The 25,154-nt window shown below is 68.2% G+C and carries 26 protein-coding genes and 8 pseudogenes; 15 read left to right on the top strand and 19 right to left on the bottom strand.

Annotated elements, in window-relative coordinates:
* The 4 genes and pseudogenes from ABD329_RS02495 to ABD329_RS02485 all read right to left on the bottom strand — a co-directional run bounded on the left by ABD329_RS02495 (window position 1) and on the right by ABD329_RS02485 (window position 2,791).
* Window positions 1–552 (bottom strand): transposase, encoded by a 552-nt coding sequence (locus tag ABD329_RS02495; RefSeq protein WP_198276029.1) that lies wholly within the window; start codon window positions 550–552, stop codon window positions 1–3.
* 97 nt (window positions 553–649) lie between these two features.
* Window positions 650–817, bottom strand: a pseudogene (locus ABD329_RS48135) (transposase); the annotation flags it as partial.
* 88 nt (window positions 818–905) lie between these two features.
* Window positions 906–1,415 carry a hypothetical protein gene (locus ABD329_RS02490; protein WP_309142655.1) on the bottom strand — a complete coding sequence of 170 codons (510 nt, stop codon included), beginning with the start codon at window positions 1,413–1,415 and terminating at the stop codon, window positions 906–908.
* A gap of 45 nt (window positions 1,416–1,460) precedes the next feature.
* Window positions 1,461–2,791, bottom strand: a pseudogene (locus tag ABD329_RS02485) (transposase).
* Window positions 2,792–2,924: 133 nt separating this feature from the next.
* Here ABD329_RS02485 and ABD329_RS02480 point away from each other — a divergent pair.
* Window positions 2,925–3,158 (top strand): annotated as a pseudogene (locus tag ABD329_RS02480) (thymidine phosphorylase); the annotation flags it as partial.
* An 86-nt stretch (window positions 3,159–3,244) separates the two neighbouring features.
* Here the strand turns inward: ABD329_RS02480 and ABD329_RS02475 are convergent.
* Together ABD329_RS02475 and ABD329_RS48130 are read right to left on the bottom strand one after the other, a co-directional pair.
* Window positions 3,245–3,658, bottom strand: coding sequence for a hypothetical protein (locus ABD329_RS02475; protein WP_198276030.1), 414 nt, complete (start codon window positions 3,656–3,658; stop codon window positions 3,245–3,247).
* A gap of 292 nt (window positions 3,659–3,950) precedes the next feature.
* Window positions 3,951–4,224: pseudogene (locus ABD329_RS48130) on the bottom strand (IS5/IS1182 family transposase); the annotation flags it as partial.
* A 307-nt stretch (window positions 4,225–4,531) separates the two neighbouring features.
* Between ABD329_RS48130 and ABD329_RS02465 the strand changes: the two are divergent.
* Complete coding sequence (locus tag ABD329_RS02465) at window positions 4,532–4,795, top strand: hypothetical protein (RefSeq protein ID WP_198276031.1); 264 nt, start codon at window positions 4,532–4,534, stop codon at window positions 4,793–4,795.
* A 154-nt stretch (window positions 4,796–4,949) separates the two neighbouring features.
* Here ABD329_RS02465 and ABD329_RS02460 read toward each other — a convergent pair whose 3' ends face one another.
* The 6 genes from ABD329_RS02460 to ABD329_RS02435 form a co-directional block, all read right to left on the bottom strand.
* Entirely contained in the window at window positions 4,950–5,384 is a 435-nt protein-coding gene (locus tag ABD329_RS02460) for a nuclear transport factor 2 family protein (RefSeq protein WP_198276032.1), read from the bottom strand.
* Between the two features lie 518 nt (window positions 5,385–5,902).
* Complete coding sequence (locus ABD329_RS02455; protein ID WP_198275828.1) at window positions 5,903–6,334, bottom strand: hypothetical protein; 432 nt, start codon at window positions 6,332–6,334, stop codon at window positions 5,903–5,905.
* 258 nt (window positions 6,335–6,592) lie between these two features.
* Window positions 6,593–7,096 (bottom strand): hypothetical protein, encoded by a 504-nt coding sequence (locus ABD329_RS02450; protein WP_198275829.1) that lies wholly within the window; start codon window positions 7,094–7,096, stop codon window positions 6,593–6,595.
* Window positions 7,097–7,285: 189 nt separating this feature from the next.
* Window positions 7,286–7,912 (bottom strand): HIT family protein, encoded by a 627-nt coding sequence (locus tag ABD329_RS02445; protein WP_309142645.1) that lies wholly within the window; start codon window positions 7,910–7,912, stop codon window positions 7,286–7,288.
* 385 nt (window positions 7,913–8,297) lie between these two features.
* Window positions 8,298–8,447: a hypothetical protein gene (locus ABD329_RS02440; protein WP_344315850.1), complete on the bottom strand. Its 150-nt coding sequence runs from the start codon at window positions 8,445–8,447 to the stop codon at window positions 8,298–8,300.
* Window positions 8,448–8,722: 275 nt separating this feature from the next.
* The gene (locus tag ABD329_RS02435) at window positions 8,723–9,457 is read right to left on the bottom strand and encodes an SDR family NAD(P)-dependent oxidoreductase (protein ID WP_198275831.1); all 735 of its coding nucleotides are present in this window, start codon (window positions 9,455–9,457) and stop codon (window positions 8,723–8,725) included.
* A gap of 147 nt (window positions 9,458–9,604) precedes the next feature.
* On the opposite strand from ABD329_RS02435, the gene ABD329_RS02430 reads away from it, so the two are divergent.
* Both ABD329_RS02430 and ABD329_RS02425 read left to right on the top strand, forming a co-directional pair.
* Window positions 9,605–10,237: a TetR/AcrR family transcriptional regulator gene (locus tag ABD329_RS02430; RefSeq protein WP_198275832.1), complete on the top strand. Its 633-nt coding sequence runs from the start codon at window positions 9,605–9,607 to the stop codon at window positions 10,235–10,237.
* 280 nt (window positions 10,238–10,517) lie between these two features.
* A pseudogene (locus ABD329_RS02425) lies at window positions 10,518–11,056 on the top strand (carboxyl transferase domain-containing protein); the annotation flags it as partial.
* 117 nt (window positions 11,057–11,173) lie between these two features.
* Here the strand turns inward: ABD329_RS02425 and ABD329_RS02420 are convergent.
* Window positions 11,174–11,509, bottom strand: a complete 336-nt coding sequence (locus tag ABD329_RS02420; RefSeq protein ID WP_198275833.1) for an EthD domain-containing protein — start codon at window positions 11,507–11,509, stop codon at window positions 11,174–11,176.
* A 67-nt stretch (window positions 11,510–11,576) separates the two neighbouring features.
* Here ABD329_RS02420 and ABD329_RS02415 point away from each other — a divergent pair, with 67 nt between their 5' ends.
* Window positions 11,577–11,951, top strand: a complete 375-nt coding sequence (locus ABD329_RS02415) for a MerR family transcriptional regulator (RefSeq protein WP_198275834.1) — start codon at window positions 11,577–11,579, stop codon at window positions 11,949–11,951.
* Between the two features lie 26 nt (window positions 11,952–11,977).
* Here the strand turns inward: ABD329_RS02415 and ABD329_RS02410 are convergent.
* Window positions 11,978–12,094, bottom strand: a pseudogene (locus ABD329_RS02410) (IS5/IS1182 family transposase); the annotation flags it as partial.
* Window positions 12,095–12,371: 277 nt separating this feature from the next.
* Window positions 12,372–13,004: a restriction endonuclease gene (locus ABD329_RS02405; RefSeq protein WP_198275835.1), complete on the bottom strand. Its 633-nt coding sequence runs from the start codon at window positions 13,002–13,004 to the stop codon at window positions 12,372–12,374.
* Window positions 13,005–13,418: 414 nt separating this feature from the next.
* Here ABD329_RS02405 and ABD329_RS02400 point away from each other — a divergent pair, with 414 nt between their 5' ends.
* Complete coding sequence (locus ABD329_RS02400) at window positions 13,419–14,999, top strand: FMN-binding glutamate synthase family protein (RefSeq protein ID WP_214664623.1); 1,581 nt, start codon at window positions 13,419–13,421, stop codon at window positions 14,997–14,999.
* Between the two features lie 420 nt (window positions 15,000–15,419).
* On the opposite strand, the gene ABD329_RS02395 is transcribed toward ABD329_RS02400, so the two are convergent.
* Window positions 15,420–15,575 carry a DUF6131 family protein gene (locus ABD329_RS02395; protein WP_086706874.1) on the bottom strand — a complete coding sequence of 52 codons (156 nt, stop codon included), beginning with the start codon at window positions 15,573–15,575 and terminating at the stop codon, window positions 15,420–15,422.
* Window positions 15,576–15,931: 356 nt separating this feature from the next.
* Window positions 15,932–16,060, bottom strand: coding sequence for an LPFR motif small protein (locus tag ABD329_RS02390; protein WP_014057601.1), 129 nt, complete (start codon window positions 16,058–16,060; stop codon window positions 15,932–15,934).
* Window positions 16,061–16,418: 358 nt separating this feature from the next.
* Between ABD329_RS02390 and ABD329_RS02385 the strand changes: the two are divergent.
* Window positions 16,419–16,760: pseudogene (locus ABD329_RS02385) on the top strand (SDR family oxidoreductase); the annotation flags it as partial.
* Between the two features lie 85 nt (window positions 16,761–16,845).
* Here ABD329_RS02385 and ABD329_RS02380 read toward each other — a convergent pair.
* Window positions 16,846–17,124: a hypothetical protein gene (locus tag ABD329_RS02380; protein ID WP_309142647.1), complete on the bottom strand. Its 279-nt coding sequence runs from the start codon at window positions 17,122–17,124 to the stop codon at window positions 16,846–16,848.
* Window positions 17,125–17,350: 226 nt separating this feature from the next.
* Between ABD329_RS02380 and ABD329_RS02375 the strand changes: the two genes are divergently transcribed.
* The 6 genes from ABD329_RS02375 to ABD329_RS02350 all read left to right on the top strand — a co-directional run bounded on the left by ABD329_RS02375 (window position 17,351) and on the right by ABD329_RS02350 (window position 22,662).
* Window positions 17,351–17,767 carry an STAS domain-containing protein gene (locus tag ABD329_RS02375; protein WP_246618265.1) on the top strand — a complete coding sequence of 139 codons (417 nt, stop codon included), beginning with the start codon at window positions 17,351–17,353 and terminating at the stop codon, window positions 17,765–17,767.
* Window positions 17,768–18,183: 416 nt separating this feature from the next.
* The gene (locus tag ABD329_RS02370; protein ID WP_161563124.1) at window positions 18,184–18,468 is read left to right on the top strand and encodes a hypothetical protein; all 285 of its coding nucleotides are present in this window, start codon (window positions 18,184–18,186) and stop codon (window positions 18,466–18,468) included.
* A 278-nt stretch (window positions 18,469–18,746) separates the two neighbouring features.
* Entirely contained in the window at window positions 18,747–19,256 is a 510-nt protein-coding gene (locus ABD329_RS02365; RefSeq protein WP_198275837.1) for a hypothetical protein, read from the top strand.
* A gap of 661 nt (window positions 19,257–19,917) precedes the next feature.
* Window positions 19,918–20,505, top strand: a complete 588-nt coding sequence (locus tag ABD329_RS02360) for a TetR/AcrR family transcriptional regulator (RefSeq protein ID WP_198275838.1) — start codon at window positions 19,918–19,920, stop codon at window positions 20,503–20,505.
* Complete coding sequence (locus tag ABD329_RS02355; protein WP_198275839.1) at window positions 20,502–21,668, top strand: FAD-dependent monooxygenase; 1,167 nt, start codon at window positions 20,502–20,504, stop codon at window positions 21,666–21,668. The genes ABD329_RS02360 and ABD329_RS02355 overlap by 4 nt, the downstream gene beginning before the upstream one ends.
* A 247-nt stretch (window positions 21,669–21,915) precedes the next feature.
* Window positions 21,916–22,662, top strand: a complete 747-nt coding sequence (locus ABD329_RS02350) for a phosphotransferase family protein (RefSeq protein WP_198275840.1) — start codon at window positions 21,916–21,918, stop codon at window positions 22,660–22,662.
* Between the two features lie 120 nt (window positions 22,663–22,782).
* Here ABD329_RS02350 and ABD329_RS48125 read toward each other — a convergent pair.
* Window positions 22,783–23,454 (bottom strand): annotated as a pseudogene (locus tag ABD329_RS48125) (IS5 family transposase); the annotation flags it as partial.
* A 51-nt stretch (window positions 23,455–23,505) separates the two neighbouring features.
* On the opposite strand from ABD329_RS48125, the gene ABD329_RS02345 reads away from it, so the two are divergent.
* Window positions 23,506–24,129, top strand: coding sequence for a TetR/AcrR family transcriptional regulator (locus ABD329_RS02345; protein ID WP_344315849.1), 624 nt, complete (start codon window positions 23,506–23,508; stop codon window positions 24,127–24,129).
* A 51-nt stretch (window positions 24,130–24,180) separates the two neighbouring features.
* Window positions 24,181–25,038, top strand: coding sequence for an NmrA family NAD(P)-binding protein (locus tag ABD329_RS02340; RefSeq protein WP_198275841.1), 858 nt, complete (start codon window positions 24,181–24,183; stop codon window positions 25,036–25,038).
* The last annotated feature ends 116 nt before the right edge of the window (window positions 25,039–25,154 follow it).

Genomic DNA, 25,154 nt, shown 5'->3' with positions numbered 1-25,154 from the left:
CTACCTGGTCGTCGGCACCGTCTCCGGCCTCGGCGGCGGAATCATCCGCGACACCTTGCTCAGCGCGGCACTCCGGTGGCGCTGACCGACGCCGCGTATCTGCCCACCGCCTTCGCGGGCGCCTTCCTCGCCTTTCTCATCGCCATCGGAGCCATCTCCGGGGCTCAGAAGACACTGGCCGCCGGATTGGCCTGGCTGCCCGCCGTGCTCGTCGTGCCTTTGCTGGTCGGGATTCTCCGGGATGGTGTGCGCGATGCCGCGTTCGCGCGGGTAAGCGCGGAGGCCGCAGGAGCTGTACCCCTTGTCCGTGATGATCTGGGCGGTTCGGCAGCGTGGTCGGCCAAGGCCGAGACGAGGAACCCGAATGCGCTCCAGCAGGGTGCGTGCGCAGAAGCTGTCGTGCCGTTGGCCCGATGTCACGAGGATGGCCAGAGGCCGACAGCCGGCATCGGCAGCCAGGTGGATCTTGGTGGTCAGTCCGCCGCGGGAGCGTCCGATGGCATGGTCGTCGGGTTCGCCGGCAGGGGCCCCTTTTGCGGGCCCCGGCCGCATGCTGGTGGGCTCGCACGATCGTGGAGTCCGCCGAAACCGCCCAGTCGAGGTCCTCATCGGTGTCGGCCTGGGCCATCAGAGCGGTGAACACCCGCACCCAGGTGCCGTGGACGGCCCACATCCGCAGCCGGTTGTAGACGCCGCGCCAGTTTCCGTACCTCTCCGGCAGGTGCACCCACTGCGTTCCCGTCTGGAACTTGAAGGCGATCGCGTCGATCACCTCCCGGTGATCCCTCCAGCGACCGCCCCCTGATCCAAACGACACGCCCTAGGAGAAGACGACCTCTGAGCTTGTGATTTCACGTCTGCTTCGATGCTCGGCCAGCTGGGTGGTGCGATCCATCGGCGCGTTGTCAGCCTTGGGCGGTCACCCCGAGATCATGGCGCATCGCGGTCCTCATGGCCCGGAGCATCTCCCAGATCTCTGCCTGGGCCTGGACCGCAGTGGCCACCGTCTCCCCAGGTTTGGGCTCTTGTCGCTCAAGGCGTTTGACCTGGCCATAGACCTTGTTCAGGGCCTGATTGACTTCACTCGCGCGTGCGAGCACCTCGTCGGGGGCGATCATCTGCGCTTCGGAGTATCTGTCGCGATGGGCTCCTTTTGCCTCATCGAGTGCCTCGCTGTCGGTCTCCTCGACACTGCGTTCTCGCATGGCGTGCAGATGGCGGTTGAGCGCTGTGGTGAACTGACGTGCGTCCCGGTTGAGTTCCATGTAGCAAGTGCGTCGGAGGAGCAGGTTCTCCCGAACCTCCTCTTGGTCCCGAAGCAGCTCTATTTCGCGACGTTTTGCCCGTTCGGAGGCGCGTTGGGTGAGCAACGATCCCCCCAGTGTTCCGGCCATACCTGCCACCGCGATGATCACAGAGCCAAGATCCACAGATCCCCCTCGAAGCCGCTTGGAGTCACATCACCCACTGCTCGCCGCCTCGCAGTCAAGCACCAGACCGCTGGTGCGTCGGGTTTTGGTGCCCTTCTTGTGGTGGGCGGGACGGCTGTAGACCTCGCCGGTGGCAAGGACGCGGCCCACGTTGTGATGGGTGGCCGGGTGGCGGTTTTTCGAGCCCCGTGGCCTTCCAGGCGCGGGCCGAGAGGGTTTCGCCTCACCGGCCGGAGAGCCGGCCTTCGTCCACAGGTTCCAGAACCCCCCGACGAACCCGAATGGGCGTGAGCGTGTTCGGCTCAGCCGCCTTCTCCCAGGGCCCGCGCAGGTCAACGGCGAGCGGACGGGCGAGCCGGAGCTGGGTGCGCGCCTGCCCGACCACCACAGCCATACCGGCTTGTTCACCCCGCTCGACGGCAGGTACTCGACGACCAGGCGGTGACGGTGCCCGCAATGATGGGCAGCGGCCCCTCGTAGCCACTCCAGGCCGCCCGCCGCGTAAGCCGCGGATGCAGCCGGTCCTACGCCTGCGCGGTGGCCTTTCCGTAAGACAGGTGTTGGTGACCGTCACGGCCTGCTCACGGCCCAGGTGGCCGGGGCGCCGAAGACGAACTCACTGCCGTGCTTGGGCGGCCGACCGCCCCTGGGGTTGTGGCCGCGCGGTGGCGTCGACCGGCACATCACCCGGTCCGAGCGCAGACGGCCGAGAATCTCCACGAGCAGCCCGGCCATCAGATGCGCGATGCACGGGGCGTCATACCCGGTGTCGAGCACCACCAGCATGTCAGGGTCTCTGTCGTACCACTGCCCGGCGGCGATGAGCCGCTCGACGACCTCACGCAACTGGGCGGTGGTGGTGGTGACGGCGAGGTCAGCACCGGGCTGAAGACGGATCGCATCCAGCACCGCGGTCCCGGAAGTGCGGCCAGTCTCCAGCGCGGCCACGACCGAGTACGGCCAGCGCGGAATCATCCGGCGCTTGGCGTCACCCCGGCCGTAGGTGTGGCAGAAGGTGCGGTCCGGGCAGGTGGTGGCGTCCGGCCGCAGCCACGGCGAGACGTCGACCGCAAGGGCCAGGCGGCCGTCCGCGGCCTACCGCAGCGGAAGCCCGGCGATCGTCCGCCGCAACCGGTCCACGTCCAGGCGCCCTTGTTCAACGCGCCGTACAAGGCCCCGTGACCACGACGGTGTTCGGGCGCGAGCGCTAGGTCGACCAGTCTCCTGACCCGCCCGTCCGTACGCAGCAGGGCGTCGGCGAGCTCGAACAGTGCGTCACCGCGCCCGTTCAGGCAGTCGTAGAAGTCACCACGGAAGCGTGACAGCGTCGCGAACGCCTCATGCAACTCCCCCTGTTGCAGCACACTCTTCTCCTCGGCCTCGGTCTGGTCAGGTGCGTCCTTGGCCGGAGCACATGATCAGGCCGAGACCACTCGCGCGCCTGGCGAAGGGTTCCCGCTCGACCGATGGCTCGACAAGCAGCACTACCGGAGGCGGCTGGGCGCGGGCCGTGCCCGCGAGGAGGACGCCGGCCAGGCCGGCGCGGGCGTCGGGCTCCATGCCAAGTCCGGCGACACGGTGGCGGTGGGCTAGCCGCTGCCGACCCTGCACTCGGACACCCCGGAACGGTTCGGCTACGCGGTCGAGGCCCTTCGCCAGCGCCGTCGGTATCGGTCCCAAGGCGCGGAGTTCGCTCCGGCCCCGGTCGTTGTGGGCCGTGTCGCCTGACCCCCCGGGCGTGCACCGGGCTCCCGCGACGCTCACCGCCGCGGGGGCCTTCGGCTTCCCGGACGCCCGGCCTCGCCGCCGCCTCGTCAGCCCCGCTCGGACCAGACGTAGTCGAACTTGAAGGTGAGGGGGTTGTATGCGCACGGCTTGTCGATGTCGTGGCCCTCGGCCTGGCCGCGCTGGTTGTCCAGACAGCTTTCCATCGAGTAGTTGGTTTGCGTGTGGAGGTGATCGCCCCGTCCGGCCGGCTCCTGCCAGGCGAAGATGTACTGCCGGAACGTGTCGAGATGACAGGTCTGCTTGATGATATGGCCCTGCGCCTCATGATTGTGCAGAGCGGCCTCGCAATCGGCCTCATAGTTATAGGCCAACTGCCAGTGGGTGTCATAGGCGGCCGCGGCGCGCGGCGCCTGCGATGCGCCAGCCGGGGCCGCGCCGACCGTGAGTCCTCCGAGCAGGAGGGCGCCGGCGATCGCCGCGCCCCGCTTGGTCCCCTTCATGGATTCTCCCGAGAGTTCACAAGTATTGATTATCGGGTCAGGAATTGCGTCGCCGACATTAACAGGGAAAGGGCAATGAGTTGGGGCTGGTATTCGGCCAACCTGCTGCAAATAATGTGAATTGGAAGTTTTTTGTGCGGGGTTTACCACGGCGGACTTCTTCGGTGGGAGAAGGTGGCCCAGGCAGGCGGAGCCGGGGCCGGCCGACGCCTGGTTCTGGCGGCACCGGCCAAGACCGTGCCCTGTGTGGTGAGGCATCCGGGCTGGGACATGCCAGTCGACTGTACCGAATGGCCAGGTAGTTGCGGGGGGCGCTCATATCGGAAGTTGAGCCTGCGGTATCCGGTCAGCCAGGACATGGTGCGATCGATGACCGACCTGCGGCGGCCGAGTCGCTCACCGGACTCGGCACCCTTGCGTGCGATGTGCCATTCCGATGCGCTTGCCTCGTCACCATGTCCGCAGGTGAGGAACGTCGTACGCCTTGTCGGTGTGCAGGGATTGAGGCTTGGAGTGCCGGCCGCGGTGGGGGCGTGTCTGGTGTGGTGGCCGGCGGCCATAGCCCGGCGACGAAGCTACGGACGCCTCTGGCTCGCCATGGCCCACCGGCCACCGGTTCGCCGACCGCACTCGGGCCAACCAATGCCGCTGTCCAGGCAGTCCCAGCCGCTGGCAACAGCCGTCGCGCGATGGAACGGCAACTCCCGCGTGACCAGTCGCACCGTCTAACGTCTCGCTGACGCCGCCAGGACGGAGGACCTCTTCCAGGGCCAATGGCAAGGCCGCCCCTCCGTCCTGGACGAGTTCAAGCCCTGCCTGGACGACCGCTGGAACCAGGGCTGCACCAACGCCTAGAGGGCGTGGGAGGAGGTCGTGCCGCTCGGCTACACCAGCAGCTACCAGCGCGTTCATGCCTACCTCCGCACCAAGCGTCTCTCCACCGACCCGGTCACCGCACCCCCGCCGTCCCCTCACACGGTCTCCGGCTGGATCCTCAGCCCTCCCGACGCCATCACCGAAGTCGAGCAGCTTCGAAAGGCTGTCCTGAGCCGCTGCCCCGAGCTGGACGCGCTGGCTGGGCACGCCGGTCGTTCGCCGAGATGCTCACCGAGCGCCAAGGGCCAGCGGCTCCCGTAGTGGCTCGACGCCGTCCGCAGGGACGACCTGCCGGGCCTGCACACCCTGGCCGCCGGCGTCGACCGCGACCGCGACCGCGATGCCGTCATTGCCGACCTCACCCTGCCCTGGAACTCTGGCGTCGTCGAAGGACACGTCAAACGCATCAAGATGCTCAAACGACAGATGTTCGGCCTTCGGGGGTGCACGCCTCGGCAACTGAAAGACTGTTTTCGTAGATGTGATGCCGAGTGATCAGGCCGTCGTCCACAGACAGCCTTAGCGCAAATGGGCCCGAAAAGGTTTTCCCGGTAGCCCGTACCGTTCCAGAGAGATGACCCAACACAACTGCCTCGCTGCCTTCGACCACGATCGCATCGATCGAAAAGGCTCCTCGGCCCGGGACCGTGTACGAGGCCAGGTCAACCCAGTGGCCCGCAACATCGGCCCGGGTAGAGCGGGAACGAATCCACGGCACCTGCGGATTCTCGGCCACCATCCAATCGACCTTCTCTGCATAGATGGCGGCGATACGTTCTGGATCCCCTTCGGCAGCACGGCGAAGATAATCCTCTACGACGGCTCGGGTGCAGTTGGTAGTGCTCGTCATGGTCGGATCCTCTCCTCCGGTAACTCACAGACGATCCCACCAGGCACCGCAAGGCGTCGATTACCTGTCAAGTAATTGCAGTACTCGCAAAGGCAACCAGTAAGAAGAAGCTTCCTGATGCGGCAATTGCGGCCGAGCGCAGCGGCCCCGGTTCCGGCGATGCCGCCCGCTCCGCTCCTCTTCTCTCCTCCTCCCCCGCCCCCGGTCCGGGAGGTGTGCGGGGGGATATCGGGTCGGTGGCTGCGGGTGGGCGGGGCGTTACCACGAGGCAGGTGCAGGCCGGTCTCGCCCGGATGGTGAGCAGCCGGCACGTGTGGTGGGGTTCCTGCCGGTCAGGCATCCCACCACACGTGTTCGGGAGACGTTCGGTGCTCAGGGCGCGCACTCCGTCGCCCTCGCCCGTCGGCTTGCCACGCGCGGGGTTCCGGTCCGCCCCGTACCGGCGGCCGCCTCGCGAGGGTGGCGAGTGAGGGGCGCCTTTTCTCCAGGGCGCTGTGGGGCCACCGCGCGGCGGCGGGTCAGAACTGGGGGTCGAGGTATCCGCCCCATGTCCAGGTGCCGGTATATGCCACCTTCAGGGAGGCGGAGTCCGAAACCAGCACCCAGTCAGGGTTGTCGGGGTCGAGCATGGTGGTCTGGAGGTAGTAGCCGTTCTTCGGCCACAGGCAGTCCCTCCAGGTGTACCAGTCTGCGCCGAGTTCGATGGTGCGCCAGGAGGTGTGCCGGGATCCCATGACGCGGCCCCAGTCGTAGGTGCCGGTGTCCAGTTTGATGCGGCGTTCGACACAGGATTCCTCCCAGCCGAGCCTGGGGTCGTCGATGAGGTGCTGGGTCCTGGTGTTGTAGGCCGTCACAGCCGTGACGTCCGCCGAGGCTGTGCCCGGCAAGGTGAGGATGGTCCCGCCGAGCAGGGCCACGAGGGATAAGGCGATGCGCGAGATGCGTGCCACGATCTTTTCCTTCCGACGGACGGACCGGTGCCGTGCCCGGAGGGCAGGAGCAAGCGGAGTGCCGCTGTGCGCGCGGCCGATACCCCCGGCCGTCTTCTGCCCCAGGCGCTCTCCAGGTGTAATGCGCCCCGGCCGAGACGGGTCCCGCCAGGGGTGCCCTATGCGCGGGCTCGCTGAATGCACTCGTGCGGGGGCTCGCTGCATGCGCACTCTGCCCGCAGGGCGGTGAACCCCCAGGTCAGGGACGGAGACCGGGGATCATTTCAGCAGGGTGTTTCCTGCCATGGCGAGCAAGACGAATCGAGGATGTGCTGTTTCCCGGGTTCGATGCGCGAATCGACGCGCGAGTGGAGCGCGTCGGCGATTCCTTTGGCGGCCCGGTGGTGGAGGCGGCGTCCGCCGGTCGCCCGGATCAGCGGCACCCGCCTGTTCCCGGAGATCCGTGAACGCGGCTGCCTCGGCAGCCGCCAGGTCGCCCGCAAACACCTCGCCGCCCCGCGCGCGGGCACCGCCGAACCGGTCCGGGCCGACCTCCCCAGCCCCCGCAAGGACCACCTCCTGGATCACCCTCCGCGTGACTCGCTCACCGGCAGCCAGCAGGAGCAACCGCTTTCCCTCCGGCTCGCCTGCCCGGATATCACCCGGGCCTGCGACCTGGCCCGCGCGTTCGCCGATCCGGTGCGTCACCGGCGCGGACACCTGCTCCAGGAGCGGATCCGCCACGCTGAGCAGGGACGCTGCGAAACCGGTGAGCGGATTCACCGGCCTCCTCCGCCGGGACCTCGACACCGTCCCGTCCGGCCTCACCTTCCCGTGGCGTTCCGGAGTTGCCGAAGAACACCTGAAACCGGGTGGAATACGCTCAAGCGAGCCATGTATGGCCGTGCCTCGTTCGCACTTCTGCGAACCCGGGCCCTCACCCAGCCATGCCCCTCACCCAACTACCAGTGATCAGCCGCGCCGCGACTCGCCCGCAGCCGAGCGGCGGCCTCCGAGGGAGGCGACCAATGCGTCTGCCACGATCGCCGCATCCGCCTCTGCCACGTCTGCCGGGTATTCCGGCAGCAGATCGTCCCAGACAGGCATCCATGACCCGCGCAGCTGGGTCTGTCCCTCGGGCCGGGCGAAGAACCAGATGTGCAGGTGTGCGCCGCCATCTCCGATGCGGTAGACATGGGCCCGCGAAATGTGTGGCAGAGCCTGCACGTGGCGGACGATGTGAGTGGACAGGATCCCCAGCTCGGCTGCCAGCTCATCGGGCAGGTCAGCCATGTCATAGTGCTCACGCGGATACAGCATGAGCACCAGCGGCACACCGACTCCCGTGATCCGCGTGAGCCGCCAACTGCCGTTGAACCAGATCCCATCGCCCCGGTCCCGGCACGCATCGCAGCTCGACGGGTCCTCCCCCTGCCGCGGAGCCTCGGGCAGAACCGGAGGGCGCAGCGGCGCGACTCGCAATCCGTCCCGTTCGAACGGGCTGATATCCCACCCTGTCATGCGCGCGAGCGGGAGCCGGCGCTCACCATCCGCAGCCGCAAGCGCGTGATCGTAGAACTCATCAGGTCGTAAGGCCACGGCCCGAAGACTAGTGAAGATTGGTCCGGCATCGACACCCAGTGAGGACCAGAGTGCCCCGGCTCCTCCTCAACGGTGGGGGCAGACCACGAGCCTGGCTGTGGATGACCTGCGGAAGCACGACATCGCGGCCAGAGCCCTTGAATGCACTCGTGCGGGCCCCCTCAATGGCCTCGATGCGGCGCACCCCGCCGAATGCGGCCGAGGGTGGGCCGGATCGCGGTGCGGCGGGCACTGCCGGGCGATGCGGTGCATCGAGGTCCGGCTGGCTCGATCGATGCGGCCCGTGCCCTGGCCCTCGCCCGCGACCCCACAGGCGGCACCGTCCGTCGCCGCTCAAGCCGGAGGCACCTGGAAGAAGTACGCACGGACTCGGGCGACCCGGCTACCGCTCGCGCAGCTCGTACGGGTTGATCTCCCTGTACCGCTCATCCGCCTCCGTCAGGTCAAAGCCTTCCTCCCACTCCGCAGTGTTCAGCCGGTTCACCGGCCCGCCAACCCGGAACTGCGGGTGCTCCCGCTGGACCCCGCGCATCATGAAAATCGCACGTCAGACGGTCTGGTGTGCGCAGTCGTCGGGAGGCTCAGGCTGGCCCGGGGCGGTAGTCCACCGACAAGGTCATCCGTCAGCGGGCGACTTCCCGGTTCGTCAGCACCAGCAGGGCCCGCACCAGCGCGGTCGCCCACCTCGGATCCGTGCGGACCTTGCCGGGACCTGCGACGTCACGAGGCACGCCACTCGCGTCATCTGCATCCACGCGCTCGGCCTGCTCCCCAACGGGCCCGATGGAAAGAGGTGCCGGAGTCCTGCTATGCCGTGGCCTGTGGAGTCAGCGACTCGGGGTGGAACTGCTCGACGCGGTCGCGCTTGGTGTACATGTTCCAGTAGTGCTCTGCGAGGTCGTCCGGGTCGACGACCGGGAAGTGCGGACCGTCGGCCGACTCGAAGGCGGCCTGTGCCGCGGCGGACACCTCGCTGCGGGCGATCAGGGACGCGATGGTCAGGGCTCCGACGTAGATGCCCGTGTCAGCCAGCTCGGCGTTGAGGGAGTACAGGTAGTTGCGGGTGGCGGACATCACCGGGCCCAGGCCGCTGAGGTGGGGCATCGGCTGCGCCGCTGAGTAGCCCTGAGCGAGCAGGAAGGCGCCCTCGCCGCGCTCGGTCCACTCCGGCAGCACTGCCCGGACCACCTCGACCGGGGTGAACAGCAGGAGCGGGGACAGGCCCTGCAAAGTTGCCGCGTCCAGCTTGGCGGCCGGGGTGAAGCCCTGGTCACCGCTGATCGGCCCGTACGCGACCACGTCGATCCGGCCGAAGCGGTCACGGATCGCCTCGACGAGAGCGGGCACCTCGGCGGGCTTGGAGAGATCGGCGGAGAACGCGACCGCCTCAATGCCTTCGCCGGCGAGCACCTCGACGAGGGTGTCCAGCCGGTCCTTGCGGCGGGCCACCAGGGCGACCCGGAAACCTTCGCGCCCGAAGCGGCGGGCCACGGACACACCCAGGCCGGTACCGGCACCGAGGACGGCGATCACTTTGGACATGGGACTGCTCCTTGCCGCAACAGTTCTTGACCCTCGGGTCAACTTGCCTGCCAACGGTAACACTCAACATGACCCACGGGTCAAGTTAATCTGCTGGGGGGATGCGACCATGGAAGCCGCAATGTCACAGCCAGGAGGAACGACCGGATGCGGGCCGACGCGCAACGGAACGCGGAGAAGCTGCGAGCAGCCGCCGCCGAGCTCTTCCAGGAACGCGGCCTGAAGGTGCCCCTGAAAGAAATCGCCCGCCGGGCCGGTGTCAGTCACGGCACGCTCTACAACCTCTTCGGCACCCGCGAGGCGCTCATTGACGAAGTGGTGACCGGGCTGGCCGCCGACCGTCTCGACGAAGCCGCCGAGCACGCCCTGTCCTTCGAAGACCCCCGGGAGGGGTTCGCGTACTACATCGAGAAGGTCTGTGAACTACAGGCCACCGATCCCGCGGTCGCCGACGTCGTCAGCGGACGCTATCCGGCCGCCGAGTGCCTGATGGCCATCTGCGGCCGGGCGCAGGACGCCGCCACACGGATCATCGAACGAGCCCAGCTGGCCGGCGCCATCCGCCCAGACTTCACCAGCGAGGACCTCCTGCTCTTCTTCGGCACCAACGCCCTGCTCGCCCGCGCGGTCGCGGACACCGCGCCCGACGCCTGGCGCCGCCAAGTCGCCTTCCTGCTCGAGGGGCTGGACACGGAACCAACTCAAGGAGCGCTTTCCGTAGCCCCGCTGACTCCGCAGCAGGTGTACGACGTGATGGGCAGGCTCGCCGGCACGCCATAGCAGGTGCGGACGCTTCAGGGACGGAAAGGACGTCTCACCTCCATCTCTTCAGGCCGCCCGCCCCTCGCCTCGCGAGCCGGTGCCCGACGGCCCGAGGCGTTGGCCCTGCCGAGGTGGGCGACCCCGCTGGTGCGGGCCCTGCTGGTGCTGACGAAGCGGGAAGTCGCCCGCTGACGGATGAGCTTGTCGGTGGACTACCGCCCAGGACCAGCCCGAGTCTCCCGGTCGTTGGACTACCGCCCCGGACCAGCCCGAGCCTCCCGACGGCTGCATACACCAGACCATCTTCACGGTCATGGTCGGCCAGACCTCGCACATGTTCATCACCGGCCCCGACGTCATCAAGCGGAGGAAGCGGACCTCCTGGTCACCGCCGAGGATTGCGAGCTGGACACGATCGTCCCGGACAGTGCCAACCAGCCGTACGACATGCGCACCGTCATCGAACACGTCCTGGACGACACCGAGTTCTGGAGACGCAGCCACTCCTCGCGCCGAAAACATCCTGACCGGCTTCGGCCGGGTCGGGGGTCACCCGGTCGGCATTGTCGCCAACCAATCGATGCGGTTCGCCGGCTGCCTCGACATCGACGCCTTCGAGAAGTCCGCACGCTCCGTCCGCATCTGCGACGCCTTCAACATCCCGATCATCACCTTCGTCGACGTCCCCGGCTTCCTCCCGGGCGTGGACCAGAAGCACGATGGCATCATCCGCCGCGGCGCCGACCCAACCTCGCCTGGCCGACCGCCCAGACCGCCGCCATGGGCGCCCAGGGCGCGGTCAACATCCTGCACCGCCGCACGATCGCCGAGACCAAGGCGAACGGCGAGAACGGCGAAGCCGCTGAGGCGGTCCGCGTCGCGGGCGCGGACACCAACGTGTACGCGGGTCGGCCGCAAGAGCTGAGTTCGCATCCGCCCCGTCGAGTCGGTCCGTCAGATGACCTCCTTCTCCTCGGTGACCATCACGGCCACCGAGTCCATGTCGATGAAGCGTGCTTCGTCGGGGTTGACCAGCGTCCGGTAGTTGTCGGAGGCGAAGAAGGCGTCGTGGTCCTCCCAGTCCTCGAACCAGATTTCCGTCAGGCCGTCGTAGGCCCGGGGCGGGTAGTTCTCGGCAGGGACCGGGTGGGACACGGTGTACTTGCGCACGTAGCGCTCCGCCTCCGGGATGGAGGTGAACAGCGGCGCGTGCCGATCCCGGTGGTGCTCGACAAAACGCTCGTACGACATTCCCTCGGCGCGGTTGATCATGAAGATGAGCTTCAGCATGGAGTTAACCTAAAGGCTCACATTGATGTGAGGGGCAAGTGAGCCAGGAGCATGGGAGGAGTTCGGCATGCGGATCGGTGAATTGTCCGCCCGGACGGGAGTCAGCCGCCGGTCGCTGCGCTACTACGAGGAGCAGGGCCTGCTTGTCAGCTCCCGCTCGCCCAGCGGACAGCGCCACTACGAAGACGAGCACGTCCAGCGGGTGCGCCTGGTGAAGGCGTTCCTGGCGGCGGGTATGTCCAGCGGCACCATCGTCGAGATGGTGCCCTGCATGACCGAGCCGAGCGAGGACAGGGCGCGGCAGGCGCTGGAGATCATGGGCCGCGAGCGGGCCCGGCTGTCCGAGGACATCGACGGCCTTGCCGCCGCCAGGGACGCGCTGGACCACCTCATTGAGGACAACCACGCGTACCTGACACGGTCGGCGGACGACGAGGCGTGAACTGGGCGGTGTTTGGATCAGCGTGCTCCGCGTCTGCGTAGGTGGTCGCGGATCTCGCGGGAGGAGTATGCCCCGTCGGCCAGGACCATGTCCGGCCTGGTGCGGGGGCGTCCATGGCGGCGGGGTACGCGTAGGCGGGCCATGGCGGGGACGCGATCCCTCCACGACGCGATCCCTCCACGAAGACCGCGCCCCGCCCGGTGGCACCCAAGAAGCACGGCAACATCCCCCTGTGAGGAGCCACTGTGACGATCAGAGTCGTACGATGCAATCCGCCCCTCGATGAGTTGGGCCGCCGGGCCGCGCTCGGCATGGTGTCCGACACCGCCACCGTCGCCTGATGAGCTGCGGGACATCGCCCGGCAGAACTGCGAGCGAGGCGACATCGACTACAGAGGCTAACGGGATGGCGCCGTTGCGTTACTCCGCCCACGGAGCCGGGCCCGTGCTCGCCCACGTGGCGAGCTCCTGCCCGTCGACGCACAGAATTCCGCACTGCATGGCGTACTCGGCGGCGGGCTCGGTGAACTCGCTGGTCGTGACCACCGCGGCGATCTGGGCGTCGTGGACGGCGAAGCACGTTCCGCCGAAGCGCTGAACATCCTGCGAGCCGACCTTGTGAGCCGGGTCGTATCGCTTGCACTGGATGACGATGCGCCGGCCGTCGGGGGCGGTGGCGAGGACGTCCGCGCCCAGGTCACCCCCGCCGCCCTCCACCTGGCTGACCCGGCAGCCACCCCGTTCACACAGGTCCGCCACCGCCTGCTCAAACTCACTGGCCGTCATCGCCTCGAAGTCGGCTGCTCCGAGGGAATCCTCCTCGGGAGAAGCGAGGGCCGTACGGCGGTGGCGCATCACGACGGCGGCCAGAAGAGTGAGCAGTCCCACGGCCACGGCGGCGACAGGTTGGGCGTCGGTCGCGCCGCCGGCGGCTCTTACGGTGACCCCCGCCCCGAAAACAACGATGGCGATCAGCCCGAAGCAGACTGAGAGATTCCGCAGGCTGAAGGCGTACTGACGCCCGATACGCGGCCGACGGCCGGAAGTGGCCATGGATGGCGGTCCCCTCGTGTGGTGACATCAAGATCGTCACTGCTGACTGCCCCGGTACGCGCCCTCCACACCCGCTGCAAGATCAGCGGTGTGGCGGGCCGACGTATCCACCACGCATAGCGCGTCAGCTGAGGGGAAGCCGATAGTCGGGCGCCCCGCCATTTTCGCCAACCTGACGATGGGATATCTGCCATGACTTCCGCCCTGCACCGCCTGGACCGGGGACTGCGCCTCATCGGGTTGTCCCGGAGGAAGCACCCGACCGGCACCCCGTCCCGGCTCGGCCGAGGTCCCCATGGAGTGTCCGCCGTGGCGGTCATCCGGCAGGCCGTACGCACCATTCGCACACGGTCCGGTTCGACCCGGCGGAGGTAACCGCATCGACTGGTGCGAGTGGGGTAGCCGTGCGACGTGCTGAAACTCGTATTGATCACTGGTCCTGCCCTGACGGTGGCGCTCGGCGCGGCACTCGCGTGGTGGGTATCGCCGTGGTGGTGGCTCCTGGTCGTGGTGGCGGCGGCCATGACGGCCGTGGCGGTCCGGGATGTGGTGCAGCGCGAGCACTCCGTCCTGCGCAACTATCCGCTACTGGGCCATCTGCGGTTCCTGCTGGAGGCGCTACGGCCGGAGCTACAGCAGTACTTCATCGAGCGCGACTACGACGGTCGCCCGTACGACCGTGATGTGCGCAGCATCGTGTACGAACGGGCGAAGGGTGTGGACGCCGAGGAGCCGTTCGGGACGGAGCGGGACGTCGGTGCGGCGGGGTACGAGTTCCTGGTCCCTTCGCTGGCGCCCAAGGCCACGCCGGACCAGCCGCCCAGGGTCCGGATTGGCGGGCCGGACTGTGCCAAGCCGTACGACATGGCGCTGTTGAACATCTCGGCGATGAGCTTCGGATCTCTGTCGGCCAACGCGATCCTCGCGCTCAACCGTGGTGCGGCCCTGGGCGGATTCGCGCAGGACACGGGTGAGGGCGGTCTGTCGGAATACCATCTGCGCCACGGTGGCGATCTGATCTGGGAGATCGGAACCGGGTATTTCGGGTGCCGGACGGACGACGGTGACTTCGATGCGGCCATGTTCGCCGAGAAGGCGGCCCATGACCAGGTGAAGTGTGTTTCCCTCAAGCTGTCGCAGGGCGCGAAGCCGGGCATGGGCGGAGTGCTTCCGGGCAGCAAGGTCAACGCGGAGATCGCCAAGGTGCGCGAGGTGCCGCAGGGGCAGACGGTGGTGTCGCCGCCGTACCATCGGGTGTTCTCCACACCCCGCGAGCTGGTGCGGTTCATCGGCCGGATGCGGGAGCTGGCGGGTGGCAAGCCCACCGGCTTCAAGCTGTGCCTCACCTCGCGGCGGCAGTTTCTGGCCGTGTGCAAGGCCATGCTGAGCGAGGGCGTCACTCCGGACTTCATCGTGGTGGACGGCGCAGAAGGGGGCACCGGCGCGGCCCCGCTGGAGTTCGCCGACCATGTTGGCACGCCACTGACCGAGGGTTTGATCACGGTGCACAACGCGCTGGTCGGCACGGGGTTGCGGGACCGGATCAGGGTCGGCGCCAGCGGCAAGGTGGCCACCGGGAGCGACATGGTGAAGCGGATGGTGCAGGGGGCGGATTACACCAACGCGGCACGGGCGATGATGTTCGCCACCGGGTGCATCCAGGCCCAGCGCTGCCACACCAACACCTGCCCCGTCGGGGTGGCCACGCAGGATCCTCGGCGGGCCCGCGCGCTGGACGTGGGTGACAAGTCGGCGCGCGTGGAGCGGTTCCAGCGGGCCACGGTGTACGGGGCGATGCAGATCATGGCGTCCATGGGCGTCCATGACCCCACCGAGCTGCGTCCGCACATGCTGCGGACGCGGGTCGACCCCTTCACCGTCCGCTCCCACGCGGAGCTGTACGAGTGGCTGGCTCCGGGGCAGCTGCTCACCGAGCCCCCGGCGACGTGGGCCGAGGACTGGGCCGCCGCCAACCCCGGCCAGTTCACCGTCTGACCCGGCACGGCACAGGTCCGCGGAACGCGGTACTGCCTCGTAGATGAACGGCAGAGTCCGGTATGAGCCCGCTGACCGGTTCTGGCTGGCTGCGTTCTCGGGCCTGATACCCCGCTGCCGGTGGCATGAGGTCTTCCCGGTCACGCCCGTCACACCGTTCACCTGGCATCGCAGGCTCATCGCGGCTGAATAGGACAACAGCGCGCGGCCGGACCGGGCGACCACAGACCAGCGCGGCGCTCCACGCGGGCGGAAGAGCCGTCGGCCACGCGGTCCGCGTCCGCTCGGACCGACAAGCCGTCGGCCACCCCGACCGGCGACCAGCATCGGTGACCGCCGGTCGTATCGGGCCTTCCCAGTCCCGTTCGACGAGCCTACGACGGCCAGTCCGCACGTACAGCCCAGCCTTCGGCGACGGCTCTACCAGTAGTGTCGACGACCGCCGATCGCGTGGCCGAGGGCGCCCAAGGCCCACAGGATCGCTCCGATGACGAGGAGGATGATCCCAATGGTCCAGAGAACGCTGATGCCGGTCACGAATCCGACGACGAGGAGAATGATCCCCAAGATGATCATGGAACCCTCCACTCCTTCAGGGATGCCCCACTTCCACTATTGCCCGCGAGCAGCCTCACGGCCAACGGGCCGGGCCCCACTCCCTGACAGAAACTCCCTCACAGAAAATCCCTGATGGAAACTCCCCCACTGCGCCGACTTTCCGAGGGTCCGGGCATCCAAGAAATCGCCTGGCACTACTCGCTGATGCGTCTCACGGTCCCCGGAGGCACCACGCTCCCCAGCGGAGTAATCGCGACGATGCCGACCGCCCAAAAGGCCGTGTTTTCCGCCCACCGCGCCGCCGCCCGGCCTTTACCGGCAATGTCGGTGACCTCCTCACGGCCGGGTACGGCTGGCGACAATTGCGTGCGGGTTCAGTGACGGCCGTGCGCGGTGTCCGATGCTCCGCCGAAGAGCCGAGCCACAGCCCGGAAAGGCAGCGTGACGACGGTGGCGATGGCCCCACCGATGGCCCGGATGACATCTGCAATCGCCCTGAACATAAGTACGAACCTCCATTGGGCCGCCGCGGCGAAGCCCTGGTGGCAACTGCCGTGGTATGGCCGCTCATCAAGCGCGTTCCCGATCACCAGGTGAGGAAACTGTGTCTCGCCGGGCGTTTCGAACAGATATGGCGGACAGCCGCTGACGCGCTATGGCGACACCCGATTCAGGGATCTGGTGTCGAAGTTTCTCGGCCGCAGTTTCGCTACGGTACGCGCGAACTGGTCGGCTACCGATCCGGACCGGAGATCGTCAAGCCCCGCTGGTCCGGAAGGGAGGCCTGACTCCATGGCGGATGGTTTGTGCGTGCCGCCATCGGGCACCCAGGGCATTCGGTTTCTCTTATCTGCCCAGGTTCTGGAAGACATCACCACCGAGCAGTTCGACCGCGTGATGCGCACGAATCTGTACGGTATGTTCTGGCTCTGCAAGATGTCCCTGCCGCATATCCCGGAAGGCGGCAGCATCACCAACACCACCTCGGTGCAGGTACAAGCTCAGCGCTCATCTGCTCGACTACGCAACGACCAAGGGCGCCATCGTGACCTTCACCCGGGGCCTCGCGGGGAGCCTGGCGGAGCGCGGCATCCGTGTGAACGCCGTGGCCCGGGCCCCGTGTGGACACCTCTGATCCCCGCCACCTTGCCCGACACCTCGCGGTTCGGCGAGCGTAGCCCTCTCCGGCGCCCGGCCCAGCCCCTCCTCGGGTTGGAGGCCCCGCCCATGCGGCCGTATTCCCGCTCACGCTCGGCTTTCCCCGGGCACACGGACGCGAGTGCCCCGATCACTCGCGCACGGCGGCGTCGCGGGCCGGCTTGTCCCGCCACAGCCCCTGGTAGCGGGGCGACGCAGGCGTCCGTCGCGGGCCCACTCGGTGAAGGCGATCTCGGCGACCGGTTCGGGCCGAACCGCCTCGACATCCCCGGCCCCGCCCGACGTCGGTGACGCATCCGCCCTCTTCGAGGTCGACGATGATCTTCTGCACGGCGCGTTCATTGAGCTGGCAGCGGGTGGCGATGTCGCGGACACGGATCGTGTGATCTTCGAAGATCGCGATCAGCACCCGGGCATGGTTAGTCAAGAACGCCCAGCCTGCATGCGGTTCCGGTGTTCGGTTCGTCGCCACGATACGACATCTGATTCACGCATTAAAAAACAGGAACTACATTTCATGTAAAGATTGACGTGAACCAGAGTTATGGTGATCCTGGGAGCACAGAGACGACGGTATGCACCAGGAGCCTCCCATGTCCCATCACGCGACCCTTGCCCGAGACGAGGGGCTCTGCATGGAGTACGTCACCGCTCTACAGCACATGCAGCCGCCGGTGCCCATGACACTTAATGTCGACGCGGTCGGCGACCGGCTCATCGTGACAGCGTCCGGCGAGTTCGACCTGGAGAGCGGTCAGGTACTGCAACAGACACTGAGCGATGCACTGGACCACGCTGTGGGCGGCCTGGAACTGGATCTTGCGGGAGTCGAGTTCTGCGACTGCTCCGCCCTCAACGTTCTGCTGCGCGTGCGCCACCGCGCCCTCCAGGCATCCAAGAGCTTCATCCTGTGTGCCATCAGCCCGGCCGTGGCCCGCCTGCTCGCCCTGACCAACACCCTTCCACTCTTCACCGCCGAACGGCAGCCGCGGATAGCAAAATCATCCGGCGACGATCAAGTGGCCGAGAACACCCATGCACAGTGCGCCTGATCGCCGACGCACTCATGCAGACCTTCAACTGCCAAGCCCTGCCCGAACCCCTCGCCGATCACGTGGCTGCCGCGGTACAAGCACACGGCACCCCGGCCCAGTGGACAGCGCGCCCAAGTCCCGCTGAATCCTCTTCCTCGGCGATGGGCAATCTCCGGGAACACCATCACCTCCCGACGCCCGTGCAACGACCGATGACCGGCCTCGAGGGTTGGAGTCGACGGGCCGCGAACCAGGCCCGCGGCGAGGAAGGCGACGAAGGTGAGGGGCGGGAGATGCGGCCCAGGAAGAAAGCCCCCACCAAGAAGGCCCCGGCGAAGAAGCGGCCCACGTCCTGAACCCGTCCTGTGTCACCCGCCGAAACATGGGCACACGAGGGCGGACCTGAGGGGGGACCCTCTCCAAGGAGCACCGCCATGATCAAGAAGCTTCACGACATCGGCCTGCGCTCGGAGTACGCCTACACCGCCGCTGTCGCCTCCATCGGCCTGTCGGTCTTCACATGGGCCACGTCCCTCCGCGCCGAGCCCGGTAAGGGCCTCGACCGGGCGGACCGGTGGGGCATCTTCGTCGGCGAGTGGGCACCCACCTTCTTCTGCCTCGGCCTCGCCCTGTCCCACTACGAGCAGGAAGAAGGCTCGCTGATGGGCAAGGCGCACACCGACGGTGAGCGGCAGCGGCAGCGAGTGGGCGCCCCGTAGCGCGCGATGCTCCACGGCTGTCAACTGAAGCGAAGGCGGCAGTGGCCTCAGCGGCGAAGACCTGGAGTAGCCTCCAGACCTGCCCTGGCGGGGTGCCCAAGGGCACCCCGCGGGCCGGGGAGGGGAACTGTCGGGCTTGTGGCGAGCGGCTGAGGCCGGGGGGCCGGCCTGAGGCGGTGTTCTGCTCGTCGTGATCGCGTCATCTCCGGGTTTGACGCTCGATATTCCAACAACACCACCCACACCCGCCCACCGCCCCGCACCGGGACATCCCACTGGTGTGGCGGCTGGCGCTGACGAGCAGTTGCGTCGAGCACGACTGCCGACTCCTGGAGATCTCCGAAGTCCGGGCCGCGCTGATCCTGGGCAGGGAAATGCACAGGGAACCGCTGGAGGCGCCCCGCGCCGACCTGGACCACCACACCCACGAAGCACTCACCGCCGACCGTGTCGCCCTGCCCGGCAGGAACGTGCACGCCGGGGCGTGGTTCCGGCTGCTGCGCTCCCTCCTGGATGAGATCAGCCTTGCCGCGAGCACACAAGACGCCCGCGGCAAGGCCGTGTTGCAGCAGATCTGGCAGACCTCTGGCCACGCGGAACGCACCGGCCTGAACCTCTGGCGCCCCTGGGAGCAGATGCGAGAGGAAGTCCGGGAGGCGATGTGGGACGCCGCCGCCTCCGCGCTCCAGCTGGCCGTCGACGGCCTGATCACCGCCCGCGGGCGCTCCGGCCCCGCGCTTGGCCTTGCTCCCCACACCTACGGAGGCACTCACCTGGGCCCACACTGACCCAGCCACCGCCGACAGCTTCCGGCCTGCTCACCGGCGGCTGTCGCACCCTTGACGCCTTCGAGCAGGAACATGCCTACCCGTACGGGGTCCGTTCCCCCGCCGAGTTCCTGCCTGCTCGGCGCCCGTGAACTGGGCAGGCCCCGATCCCATCCGACGCTGTTCGACATCCATGCCCGGCACTGGGTCCCGTACGTCCTTGCGCCAGAGTGCGTGGCCAAGGGCCCGCGTCCTGCTACTGAGGGCCTGTGGAGAGTCCCGGCGAAAAGCCCGTACGGCTCCGTCAGCATCCGCACCCTATCCCGCCTGGCCTGGCCCGGCCTTGCGGATGAGACCACCTGCGCATGCCTCATGGCCACGAACCACCGCAGGGATCAAGGGATGCCGCCCTCGGCAACCCAATGGAAAGGTCAGTAACACCTCAGGGTCCAGTCGCAACTGATGGTGCGACCGGCGGTGCCGGGCAGGGGTGTTCGACCGGATCCACCGGATCCCCTCTGCCCGCCTTGACGCCAGCCTGGACGCAACCCTCACACACCAGCCGACTCGGCGGGTTTTTACAGGGTTTGATCAGATATCAGCGCAGGAGTCCGGGTGGCCTGACACGGCCGCGAGCGCTAGATTGGTCATGCGTCCAAGACGATCGACCAAGGAGAGCCGCATGCCCGGCCAGACCAACGCCGAACGCGGCCGGAATGTACGCGAGCAACTGCTGGCGGCTGCCCGGGAACTCATTGGCGAGCTCGGCTGGAACGCCGTGAGCACCCGCATCCTGGCCGAACGGGCCGGTGTCCGTTCAGGCCTGGTGCACTACCACTTCGAGTCGCTCCAGGCACTGCTGCGTCAGGCCACGCTCGAAGAGATGCGCCGCATGCTCGACGGCACCGCGGCGCTCCTCGCCGCGACCGCGAGCCCCACCGCCGGTATCGAGGCGATGTTGTCCGACCTCGACCAGTACACCGGCGCCGACCCCGCATCCCTGCTGTTCATCGAGGCCTACCTCGCCGCCACCCGCGATCCCCAACTGCATGACCAGATGAGCGAACTCGTGTCCGACTTCCGCGGCGCCCTCGCCGGGTCACTGGCGCGCTCGGGTCATCCCGCGCCCGAAGCGGCCGCGACCGTCGTGATGGCCCTCTTCGACGGCTTCCTCCTCCACAAGGGACTCGATCCGCAGCTGTCGGCCGCCCGCATCGCGCCACTCCTGCGCCAACTCACCGACACCGAATCGAACGGAGCACGCCCATGAGGGCCCTCATCTGCGGCGCGGGCATCGCCGGCCTCGCCCTGGCCAACCGCCTCCACCACCATGGGTGGGAGGTTCACCTCGTCGACCACGCCCCCGGCCCCCGCAGTCAGGGCTACATGATCGACTTCTTCGGCCCCGGATTCGAGGCCCTGACCGCGATGGGCCTGCAACCCCAGCTGCGCGAGTCCGCCAGCGCTGTCAACGAGTTCCGCTACATCGATGGCCGCGGCCGCAAGACCGTCAGCGTCGACTACGCCCTCTTCTCCAAAGCGCTCGACGGTGAGATCGCCAGCATCATGCGTCCCGCACTCGAACGCATGCTGCGCCAATCGCTCGCCGACGAGATCGACCTCCGCCACCACACCACCATCGACCGGATCGACGATGACAAGGCCGTCCTGTCCGACGGCACCGCGCTCGAGGCCGACCTGATCGTGGGCGCCGACGGCGTTCACTCCCGCGTCCGCTCGCTCGTCTTCGGCGGCGAACGCGACTATCTCCGCTACCTCGGCATGCACACCAGCGCCTTCGTCTTCACCGATCCCGAGGCGTTCGAACAGGTCCGCGGCCGGTTCGTGCTCACCGAGACGCTCAACCGCCAGATGGGCTTCTACGGGCTCGACGACGACCGCATCGCGGTCTTCGCCGTGCACCGCGCCCCGGATCCGGCCCTGCCCGGGGATCCGCGCGAAACGCTCCGCCACACGTACGCAGGCATGGGAGACCTCGCCGACCGGGCCCTGGCGCAGTGCCCGCCGCCCGACCAGGTCTACTACGACCAGGTCGCCCAGATCGACATGCCGCGTTGGTGCGACGGGCGGGTGACTCTGATCGGCGACGCCGCCCACGCGGTCTCCCTCGTCGCCGGACAAGGTGCCTCCCTCGGCGTCGCGGGCGCCTATGTACTGGCCGAACGGCTGCACCGGTCGTCCTCGGTGCCCGAAGCAGTGACCGACTACGAACGGCGCTGGCGCCCGGTCGCGACCGACGTCCAGATGGCGGCCCGGGACCGTGTCACCGAATGGTTCCTGCCGACCTCGTCGGCCAAACTCCTGCTGCGACGCTGGGGATTCCGCGCCATACGTCTGCCCGGCCTCGACCGGCTCCTGGCCGGATTCCTCCTCCCCAAAAACCACCGAACCGTGGCTGAACTCAGCGCCTGACCGCATGCCCCACGCGCCGAGGCCCGGGGCCGATTCCGAAATGCGTTCCGCAGTCTGTACGGGCTGACTGGTGTCGGAGCCGATGAACCAGGGGTCTTAGGATTCCTGACAAAAAGCGGTGCGCTCTGACCTGGTGAGAGGTCGGTATCGGGCACGAGGCCGCCGGGTAGCGGGACGCGGTCAGCCCCGTCACCGCACGTGAGAAACCCGGCGACGTCGGCGATCATCCCCGGGATACTGGTCGGCCATGGATGAGGTCAAAGTCGTCGTCGCCCATTCCGAGCGCGCGACCCTGCGCGTCGGCGGTGTGTTTCTGAAGGTGGACGCCGATCAGGCGCGCATCGAGGTCGAGGTCGAGGCGATGTCCCTCGCGCCGGTCCCGACCCCGGAGGTCCTGTGGCGCAAGCCGCCCGTGCTCGCGATCGCCGCACTCCCGGGGACGACGCTTGGGCGCCTCGGCGGGCCGTCGAACGGGTCGCCGGCGGCATGGGCCGCGGCGGGCGCCGCCATCCGGAAGTTGCACGACGCGCCGCTGCCGCCCCGGCCCGGCCGGGCCGGGCGGAGCATCGTCGCGCTGGCGGCGGAACTCGACGACGAGTGCGAGTTGCTCGTGACGAACGGCGTCCTGCCCGCCGACCTGGTCACCCGCAACCGCCAGGTCGCCGAGGCCGCACTCCGGCCGTGGACTCCGGCGTTCACGCACGGCGACTTGCAGATCGCGCACGTCTTCGTCGACGGCGACGAGGTCACGGGCATCATCGACTGGTCCGAGGCGGGCCAGGGTGATGCCCTGTACGACCTCGCCACCTTCACGCTCGGACACGAGGAGCACCTCGACGACGTCATCGCCGGCTACGGCACCGACATCGACCTCGACGTGATCCGCGGGTGGTGGTCGTTGCGAAGCCTGCTGGCGGTCCGCTGGCTGGTCGAGCACGGCTTCGACCCCTTCGCGCCGGGCTGCGAGGTCGACGTGCTGAGATCCCGCATGTGAGGCTGCGCGGGCCCGGTACTGCCGCGAATGCGTTCTGACGCGTCGAGGAGGCCATCCCTGGGCGATCGCCCGCCCACACTCCCAACAGGGTGCGGTGCGCGGTCGGCGCCAGCAGATGACGGCGCAGCCGAGGGCGACGAACGCGTGGTGGCTGTCGTCGCGGATGTTCCAGCGGATGCGCAGGCGGCGGAACCAATGCAGCAGCGCGATCGCTCCTTCCGCGACCCAGCGGTACACCCCCAGCCCGGAGCTCTCAGCCCGGAGCCCCAGCCCGGAGCCGTGCCCGGTGCCGCGCCCGGCGAGGTGCGCGGTGATCTGGAACCGACGGACCTTGTCCCGGTAGACCTCGTGGTCGTAGCAGCGGTCGGCATACAAGTGCTTCGGGCAGCGCAGTGGCTGACCGCGCTCGCCACGGATCGGCGGGACGATCTGGATAAGCGTGATCAGTCGGGTGACGTCGTTGCGGTTGCCGCCGGTGGTGATCGCGGCGAGCGGGACACCGTGCGCCTCGACGATCAGGTGATGACTGCTGCCGGAATTGCCCCGGTACGCCGGGGACGATCCAGTGGCGGGCCCGGCCTTCATCGCACGGATGTGACTGGAGCCGACCGCGGCGCTGGAGAAGTCCAGCGTGTCACGCCCCCGCAGCTCGGAGAGCAGCAACTCGTGCAGTCGCTGCCAGACCCCGGCCTCGTTCCAGCCCCGCAGCCGTCGCCAGCAGTCATCCCCAAGCCGAAGCCCGGCTCCTGCGGCAGAAAACTCCCAGCGCGCCCGAGTTGCCGGAGACCATATTCCGAGCTACTTTCGATACGCAACCGTAGCGTATCGAAAGTGGGAGTAGGCGTGGCACGCGCATCGAGTGGCTCACGAAACGGCGGCACGGTGCGGCCATCCGTCATGGGGCGGCCGCGCGACACCAGCCGTGACCTGAGCATTCTTGACGCGACGCTGTCGCTGCTGACCGAGGTGGGCTACGAGCAGCTGTCCATGGAGGCGGTCGCGAGTCGTTCCGGGGCGGCGAAGACGACGATCTACCGTCGCTATCGCGACAAGGCCGCGCTGGTCGCGGCGGCCGTCGAGCACCGCTCGCAGGCCACGCCTCCCGAGCCTGTGGCGGGTGATCTTCGAGGAGATCTCCTCGGGCTCGTCAGCTGGCTGGCTCGGCAGATCGCCGAGCAGGAGATCGGCCTGCTGGGGGCGCTGTTCGCCGGGATGCGCAGTGACGCGCGGCTCGCGGAGGAGATGCGTCGCATTCTGCGTCGCGATGAGGCGGCGATGACCGACGAGCCGCTGCGCAAGGCGATCCGGCACGGCGAAGAGCTGTCCCCCCGGGCTGCCGAGCTCCTCGCCGAGGTGGCACCGGCCGTGATCGTCCACCGCATCGTGATCGCGGGTGAGCCGTGCGATGAACCGTTCATCGGGCACCTCGTGGACGACATCCTTCTGCCGCTCTTGCGCGGCCACTGACACCAGCCCCGCATGCGCCCGGCGCACCGCGGGAACGAAAGGAACACCTTCATGATCGTCGTCACCGGAGCGACGGGCGCGTTGAACGGCGCCACCGTCGAGCACCTTCTCAAGCGCGTGCCCGCCGAGCAGATCGGCGTCAGCGTCCGCGATGTCGCCAAGGCGCAGCACTTCGCCGACCGCGGCGTGCGGGTACGCCAGGGTTCCTACGAGGACCCGGCGGCGCTGCGGCACTCCTTCGAGGGCGCGGAGCAGGTCCTGCTCGTCTCCTCCAACGATCCGCATGCCGATGCGGTCGCGCTGCACCGCGTCGGCATCGAGGCCGCCGTCGCAGCCGGAGCCCAGCGCATCCTTTACACCAGCCACCAGGGCGCCAGCGCCGACAGTCCTTTCCACCCGGCGCGCGACCACGCCGCCACCGAGCAGCTTCTGGACGGCTCGGGTGTTGCGTGGACGGCACTGCGCAATGGTTTCTACGCCCACAGCCTCGCCTGGCTGCTGGGCCCGTGGCAGCAGACCGGCACGATCACGGCCCCGGCCGACGGACCGGTCTCCTGGACCGACCGGGCAGATGCCGCCGAAGCGGCAGCGGTCATCCTGGCCGGTGACCGGGCCTTCGACGGCCCGGTCACGCTCACCGCCCGTCAGGCCGTGACGTTCGACGACGTCGCCGCCATGGCCTCGAAGACCGCCCGCCGTGAGATCACGCGCGTCACGATGGACGACGAGGCTTGGATCGCAGACAAGGTCGCCGCCGGTACTCCGGAGGCGATGGCGCGGATGACGCTCACCACCTTCCAGGCCGCCCGGCAAGGCCGCTTCGCGGGAGTCGATCCGCTGCTCGCCGAGTTGCTGGGCCGGGAACCCCGCACCGTAACCGACCAACTCGCGGACGCGAACGCCGCCTGAAAGAGAGGCCAGGGGCGTGCTCAACAGGGGGATCTCACCGATGAGGAGTGGGCAGTGCTGGAGCCTTCGCTGCCCAGGAGCGACAACCGCTGCGGCCGGTGACGGGACCACCGACA

The organism is Streptomyces javensis, assembly GCF_039525925.1.
GTDB classification, from domain to species: Bacteria; Actinomycetota; Actinomycetes; order Streptomycetales; family Streptomycetaceae; genus Streptomyces; species Streptomyces asiaticus.
The sequence above is the reverse complement of the archived record's forward strand: the minus strand, read 5'-3'. Positions and strand labels throughout refer to the sequence as shown.

Bases quoted from the DNA above. Each gene is read 5' to 3' on its own strand.
- ABD329_RS02495 (WP_198276029.1), bottom strand. From the start codon at position 552: ATGCGGCCGGGGCCCGCAAAAGGGGCCCCTGCCGGCGAACCCGACGAC.
- ABD329_RS02475 (WP_198276030.1), bottom strand. From the start codon at position 3,658: ATGAAGGGGACCAAGCGGGGCGCGGCGATCGCCGGCGCCCTCCTGCTC.
- ABD329_RS02460 (WP_198276032.1), bottom strand. From the start codon at position 5,384: ATGACGAGCACTACCAACTGCACCCGAGCCGTCGTAGAGGATTATCTT.
- ABD329_RS02440 (WP_344315850.1), bottom strand. From the start codon at position 8,447: ATGCGCGGGGTCCAGCGGGAGCACCCGCAGTTCCGGGTTGGCGGGCCG.
- ABD329_RS02435 (WP_198275831.1), bottom strand. From the start codon at position 9,457: ATGTCCAAAGTGATCGCCGTCCTCGGTGCCGGTACCGGCCTGGGTGTG.
- ABD329_RS02430 (WP_198275832.1), top strand. From the start codon at position 9,605: ATGCGGGCCGACGCGCAACGGAACGCGGAGAAGCTGCGAGCAGCCGCC.
- ABD329_RS02420 (WP_198275833.1), bottom strand. From the start codon at position 11,509: ATGCTGAAGCTCATCTTCATGATCAACCGCGCCGAGGGAATGTCGTAC.
- ABD329_RS02415 (WP_198275834.1), top strand. From the start codon at position 11,577: ATGCGGATCGGTGAATTGTCCGCCCGGACGGGAGTCAGCCGCCGGTCG.
- ABD329_RS02405 (WP_198275835.1), bottom strand. From the start codon at position 13,004: ATGGCCACTTCCGGCCGTCGGCCGCGTATCGGGCGTCAGTACGCCTTC.
- ABD329_RS02395 (WP_086706874.1), bottom strand. From the start codon at position 15,575: ATGATCATCTTGGGGATCATTCTCCTCGTCGTCGGATTCGTGACCGGC.
- ABD329_RS02390 (WP_014057601.1), bottom strand. From the start codon at position 16,060: ATGTTCAGGGCGATTGCAGATGTCATCCGGGCCATCGGTGGGGCCATC.
- ABD329_RS02375 (WP_246618265.1), top strand. From the start codon at position 17,351: ATGGAGTACGTCACCGCTCTACAGCACATGCAGCCGCCGGTGCCCATG.
- ABD329_RS02370 (WP_161563124.1), top strand. From the start codon at position 18,184: ATGATCAAGAAGCTTCACGACATCGGCCTGCGCTCGGAGTACGCCTAC.
- ABD329_RS02360 (WP_198275838.1), top strand. From the start codon at position 19,918: ATGCCCGGCCAGACCAACGCCGAACGCGGCCGGAATGTACGCGAGCAA.
- ABD329_RS02355 (WP_198275839.1), top strand. From the start codon at position 20,502: ATGAGGGCCCTCATCTGCGGCGCGGGCATCGCCGGCCTCGCCCTGGCC.
- ABD329_RS02350 (WP_198275840.1), top strand. From the start codon at position 21,916: ATGGATGAGGTCAAAGTCGTCGTCGCCCATTCCGAGCGCGCGACCCTG.
- ABD329_RS02340 (WP_198275841.1), top strand. From the start codon at position 24,181: ATGATCGTCGTCACCGGAGCGACGGGCGCGTTGAACGGCGCCACCGTC.